Here is a 5315-nt window from a genome sequence, read left to right on the forward strand (position 1 = left end):
GTCGGCCGTCCCCCGACTCGTGCGGGTCGAGACATCTCTCGACCCGCACAGTTGGGGTTATGGTAAGTGTCCGGAGCGGGTATCGACCAGTACGCCAACCTCCTGCAACACCGAAAACTGCTGGTCATCGGCAAATAGCGGTGGCGTGACGGTCCGGTTGCCGCAGGTTCGTGCCCCTGGCAGGCAGCGAACCCCGCATCATTCCCACCCTCGACCAGGTCAGCGGTCCTTGTTCCGTCTCGGTGATCGTTTGAACCATGGTGGTCTGAATCGGAGGGCGGGCAGTTGGGGTGCCGACCGCCGCTCGTTGTTGTGGGGCCGGACGGTGCGGCCGAAGAGTTTCGCTACGCCGGTGACTGTTTCTGGTTCGGCGAGGACGAGGATTTCGTCGCCTGCGTGCAGAACGGTGTCGGCGGTGACGGTGACCAGCCGTCCCTGCCGGATGAGCACGCTGACCCACAGATCATCCGACGGCAGGTCGGCGACGGTGCTGCCGTCGGCGATCGAGCCCGGGGCAATGGTGAAGCGGTGCAGGCTGTTCGGCTCTTCTTCGAAGCGGGCGTTCATCCCCCAAGGGCGCGGGTTGACGGTTTCGAGGGGGATGCCCAGGCGGCGTGCCAGGGCGGGCACCGCGCCGCCCTGCACAATGACCGAGAACGCCACCACGACGAAAATGATGTCGTATGCGCGCTGCGCGTCGTCGACACCGGCTTGCAGGATGAACACGCCCAACAGAATCGGCACCGCGCCCTTGAGCCCGGTCCAGCAGATGAACAGCCGCTCACCGCTACCGAGATCGGTGCGCCACAACAGGATCCAGACAAACAGCGGGCGAATAACGAGGGCCAGCAACGCCGCCAGCCCGAGCCCGATGCCCAGCGCGTTGCCTTCGGTGATGCCGTGCGGGCCGGTGATCTGAATGGTCAGACCGAGCATAACGAAGGCAACGATCTCCGCCAGGTTCGCCAGCGCCGAGTGGAAACGCTCGATTTCGATCTTGTAAGGGGCGCGCTGGTCGCCGACGACGACGCCCGCGACCAACACGGCCAGGAATCCGGACCCGTGCGCGAGGGTGCTGAGCCCATAGATGGCGAACACGCACATGAGCACCCGCACCGAGTACAGCCCCGCCGCCGGAAGCAGGACACTGCGCATGAACCACAGCAGCCCCAGCCCGCCGACCACCCCGATCATCGCACCGATCACCAGCTGCGCGACAAATTCCCAGGCAACCGAACCCGCTGCGGCAGCGGTGAATTGGCAGGTTCCAAGCAGCACGACCATGAGTGCGATGCCGACCGGATCGTTGGCACCGGACTCGCCCCGTAGCAATACACCGCTGCGGCCGCCGATCTGACGGCGACCCAGTACCGAGAACACCACCGCTGGGTCGGTGGGTGACAGCGCTGTGCCCAGTAGCAGCGCGACGCGCCAGTCCAGGCCGAACATCATGTGCGCCGTCAGTGCCAGCGCGACCGCTGTGAGCAGGGTTCCGGTCGCGCCTAGCCAGATGATGGCTCCTGCGTTGGCGCGCACGCTGCGCCACCCGATCTGCATACCGCCGTCGAAGAGAATGATCACCAACGCGATGGTGACTACCCGCTCGACCTGCATCACCGGCACGTCGGCCAGCGGGGTCCAGATGTCCGAGGCCACTGCGGCACCGATCAGGAACAGCGCCGGTGCCGGGATGGGGAAACGCTCGATGAACCGGTGGGACAGCACCGCGGCCAGACCGACCGCCGCGACGATCAGCAGCGCGGTCGCGAAGGGCGCCACGTCGTTCATCGGAGCGGACCGATGTCTGACAGCGCCACCGAATGCTCCTCCTGGTTCCAGCGATGAAACGTGCGTCGCCGACCAGACTTCCCGGCACACCCGTGCCAACTTTAACGCTCGGGAATCTCGCGGCGGCAGTGAATTCCCACCGCGACAAAGGTCTGCCTCGCCCCGTCCGGCTAAGGGACGCGATCGATATCGGCCGCGTAGTGAATCAACATCTCGACTGGTTCCAGCGTGACCAATCCGTTGGTGACGATCTCGTCGATCTGGGGCAGGAACCCTCGAATGCTGTCCTCGGCATCGACGATGATGATTGCCACCGGAAGGTCCTTCGACGGGGCGAAGAAGCGGCGGCTGTGAATGCGGTAGGTAGTGCCGTAGCCTTCCATCCCTCTGAATACCGATGCCCCGGCCAGACTCGCCGCGTGGGCGCGCCGCACGATCTCCCGCCACACCGGTTCCCGACGCCAGGTGTCACCGTCACCCACGAAGATCGACAATCGCAATGCCTTGCCCGCAACGCGCATTCACGCTCACCCTTTCCCGGACGCCCGATGGACCTGCTGCAGCCCGTCGGCAACGCTTGTCCGCGTGTCCCAACTTCGATCCAACTCCCCGCTCCGGTGGGTAATCAAGGCATTCGGACCCGGGTCTGCAAGCGCCATACGTCTTCTTTACGTGCCCTCGACTCCCGCACCGCAAACAATCAGAACACTTGCCGTGCCAACACCCGGTGCTGCTGTCGCCAGAGCGTCGTCGCCTCGGCGACGACCGGCCGCCAGACCGATCCACACCGACAACCAGACCGCTGCCACGGTGCAATGGGTTTCGGTGTGATCGCCGATCCGGTGACCTCCGGCGGTGCGCGTAAGCTGCGCGGCCAAGAGGCGTTTCTCGCATGGCAGTCGGCGTTTTTCGATCGGGATCGCTGCGCTGGTATCCGCGCGGTCGAGGCCGGGTTGTGGCGTGCCGGTGGAGGTCTGTCGGAGGCGGCCGGCGCGCTCGAGCTCGAGGGCTCAAGGGCTCGAGTCGGCCGATGATTTCGGACGCCATGGAGGTCTACGCCGAACAGCAGAGGTTCGCGCAGCGCAATCCGCTCGTCCATCGGCGGCGGCCTCCTTCCTGATCATCGCCCGCCGCGATGTCACCTCACCTCCGACATCAGAACCCGAACCGGAGACGCGTTTGTTGCCTGCCACTTAGCGTGATAGGCATCCACACCATCGCCATGTAGTGCTCGGCCCGTCGCTACCGCTCTACCTCACCAAGCCTTCGAGTATCCGCCGTGGTCCCGTCCGCGCCGTGCCGTGAATACGAAAAGGGTTGCCGCCGTGTTTGATTGTCGGAGTGCCCCAACTCGATCGGCAGGGCCGACCCGGTCAGGTGTCGTGTGTCACATTCTCAGCGGGTCTTCAGCGCCCGGCTGCCACGCTGGCGCGCATGACGAGCAAGACGGGTGTCGCTGCCCCGCCAGCTGGATCGTTGTCCGTGAAGGTTCCCGAGATCACCGTGCTGTTCTGGGTGATCAAGATTCTGACCACCGGGATGGGAGAGACGTTCTCGGACTTCCTGGTCACCCATGTCGTGCCCGAGATCGCCGTCGGCTCAGCCGGGTTGGTGCTGGTCATCAGCTTGGTCGCCCAATTCCGTGCCAGTCGCTATCGCGTCTGGACCTACTGGTCGGCGGTGGTGATGGTGAGCATCTTCGGAACCATGGTCGCCGACATCACCAGCTTCATCATCGGAATCCCATTGCTGGCGGCAACTTTGGTGTTCGCGGTCATCCTTGTGGTGATCTTCGCACTCTGGTACGCGAGCGAGAAGACGCTGTCAGTGCACAGCATCACCACCCGGCGCAGGGAAGGGTTCTACTGGGCGACGGTCATGGCCACCTTCGCACTGGGCACCGTCGCGGGCGACCTGACCGCCGAACGACTGCACCTGGGCTACCTGACGTCGGCCGTCGTGTTCGCCATCGCCATCGCCATCCCCGCCGTAGCCCACCGATGGGGCGGGCTCGGTGTGGTCACCGCGTTCTGGTCCGCCTACGTCGTCACCCGCCCACTCGGTGCGTCGATCACCGACTGGCTCGCATCCTTCCGAGCTGATGGCCTCGGCCTGGGCACCGGATGGGTAACCCTCGGCGCAACCATCGCCATCCTCGCCCTACTCACCATCCTTGCCACACAAACCACGCCTGGCGCCGATCGCACGCCAGCAGACCAACCGACGCCGCACCCCGGGCGCGGAGGTTCCTGACGTTGCGCGGTGGTCTTCGTGATCAGTGTGCTGATCCAGTTACGGGTCCGCCGATTCCAACCCCGCGCTCTACCGGACGATTGAGACGGTCGTGGTCGGGCGGCGGCCCAGCAGCAGCGGTAGGATGCGCGGACTATTCGGATCGCTGCTGGTCGCCGCACACGATGACACACGGTCCTGCGCCACGCGTGACCTCCTGCCTCGCCGAGTCGGCATTTCACCTCGAACGACCCTGGCCGCGCGGAGTGAACGGCCGAGACCGATGGTAGAGCTGTGGCGACGCCGCAACATCGATGATCCGCGACCGAATGTGTTGCCCTGCAACTCCGCAACGGTGGCGGCCCGGGGGTGTCCCTATGGTTTTCGTCAAGGAGTTGGAGATTTCGGGACGTATGCTGCGTGGGATGAGGTTGGCTCGTAGGGATTGGGCCGTGGTAGCTGCGGTGTTGTGGAGCTGTGTGTTCGCGGCGGTGCACTTGTTCTGGGCCTTAGGTGGGTCTGTGGGGCTGGCGTCGTCAGCGGGCTCGGATTTGGCGGCTCGTCGTCCGCCGATGTTCGTTGCTGCCGGTTTGTGGGGCGTGGCTGTTGCGCTTCTGGCTGGTGCTGTGTTCGTCGGTGTGGCAGCAGCCGTGAGTATGCCGCGCCGGTGGCGCTGGGTTATGGCGTGGATGATCGGGCTTGCCGGGCTGGTGTTGCTGGCCCGTGGTGTCCTGGTCGAGTTCGCGCTGGCCGCGGATGCGGGTGGTGTCCGTCGCGAGGTCGGGCCGCATCAAACTTGGTGGAGTCTGGTGCTGTGGAATCCGTGGTTCATGCTCGGTGGTGTGTTGTTCATCGGGGCGAGTCTGGGTATTGCGAAGCGTTATTCACGGCCGACTGCTCGTGCCGAGGCTCAGGCTGCGGCTGATCGGGAATCCCGGTAGGGCTGTTTGGTTTTGAGCATGGCGTATAGGACGTCGCAGCGGCGTCGGCCCAGGCAGATGAGGGCCGCGTTGTGTTTCTTTCCTTCGTCGCGTTTTCGCGTGTAGTAGGCGCGGCTGGCCGGGTCGTGTAGCGCGGCGAACACGGACAGGAGCGGGGCTCGTTTGAGTTTGTGGTTGCCTGATCCGGCGGGGTGCTCGTCGCGGATCGAGCTGCTGGATCGGTGGGTGATCGGGGCGATGCCCGCGTAGGAGGCGAAATGGCCGGCCGAGGCGAAGGCTGAGCCGTCGCCGACCTCGAACAGGATGCGGGCTCCGGTCCTGACTCCGACGCCGGGCATCGAAGTCAGGACCTTG

At 65.0% G+C, this 5315-nt stretch carries 6 protein-coding genes; 3 read left to right on the forward strand and 3 right to left on the reverse strand.

The window, feature by feature from the left end:
* Positions 1-219: 219 nt before the first annotated feature.
* Positions 220-1788, reverse strand: coding sequence for a cation:proton antiporter (locus ABZW16_RS42795; RefSeq protein ID WP_354961889.1), 1569 nt, complete (start codon positions 1786-1788; stop codon positions 220-222).
* Positions 1789-1958: 170 nt separating this feature from the next.
* Complete coding sequence (locus ABZW16_RS42800; protein WP_354961890.1) at positions 1959-2309, reverse strand: DUF190 domain-containing protein; 351 nt, start codon at positions 2307-2309, stop codon at positions 1959-1961.
* Between the two features lie 294 nt (positions 2310-2603).
* Here ABZW16_RS42800 and ABZW16_RS42805 point away from each other — a divergent pair, with 294 nt between their 5' ends.
* The 3 genes from ABZW16_RS42805 (at position 2604) to ABZW16_RS42815 (ending at position 4961) form a co-directional block, all read left to right on the forward strand.
* Entirely contained in the window at positions 2604-2822 is a 219-nt protein-coding gene (locus ABZW16_RS42805; RefSeq protein ID WP_354961891.1) for a hypothetical protein, read from the forward strand.
* Positions 2823-3222: 400 nt separating this feature from the next.
* A complete protein-coding gene (locus ABZW16_RS42810; RefSeq protein WP_354961892.1) occupies positions 3223-4041 on the forward strand; it encodes a hypothetical protein in 819 nt (272 codons plus the stop codon).
* 458 nt (positions 4042-4499) lie between these two features.
* Positions 4500-4961 (forward strand): DUF3995 domain-containing protein, encoded by a 462-nt coding sequence (locus ABZW16_RS42815; protein WP_354961893.1) that lies wholly within the window; start codon positions 4500-4502, stop codon positions 4959-4961.
* Here the strand turns inward: ABZW16_RS42815 and ABZW16_RS42820 are convergent.
* On the reverse strand, positions 4931-5315 hold a 385-nt coding region (locus tag ABZW16_RS42820), incomplete at its 5' end, for a transposase (protein ID WP_354961894.1). The two genes, ABZW16_RS42815 and ABZW16_RS42820, sit on opposite strands and share 31 nt — an antisense overlap.

The sequence above is a fragment of the Nocardia sp. NPDC004604 genome (assembly GCF_040609795.1).
GTDB lineage: Bacteria > Actinomycetota > Actinomycetes > Mycobacteriales > Mycobacteriaceae > Nocardia.

What these genes read in the sequence shown, in the direction of transcription:
- ABZW16_RS42795 (WP_354961889.1), bottom strand. Translation starts at nt 1,788, where the DNA reads ATGAACGACGTGGCGCCCTTCGCGACCGCGCTGCTGATCGTCGCGGCG.
- ABZW16_RS42800 (WP_354961890.1), bottom strand. Translation starts at nt 2,309, where the DNA reads ATGCGCGTTGCGGGCAAGGCATTGCGATTGTCGATCTTCGTGGGTGAC.
- ABZW16_RS42805 (WP_354961891.1), top strand. Translation starts at nt 2,604, where the DNA reads ATGGGTTTCGGTGTGATCGCCGATCCGGTGACCTCCGGCGGTGCGCGT.
- ABZW16_RS42810 (WP_354961892.1), top strand. Translation starts at nt 3,223, where the DNA reads ATGACGAGCAAGACGGGTGTCGCTGCCCCGCCAGCTGGATCGTTGTCC.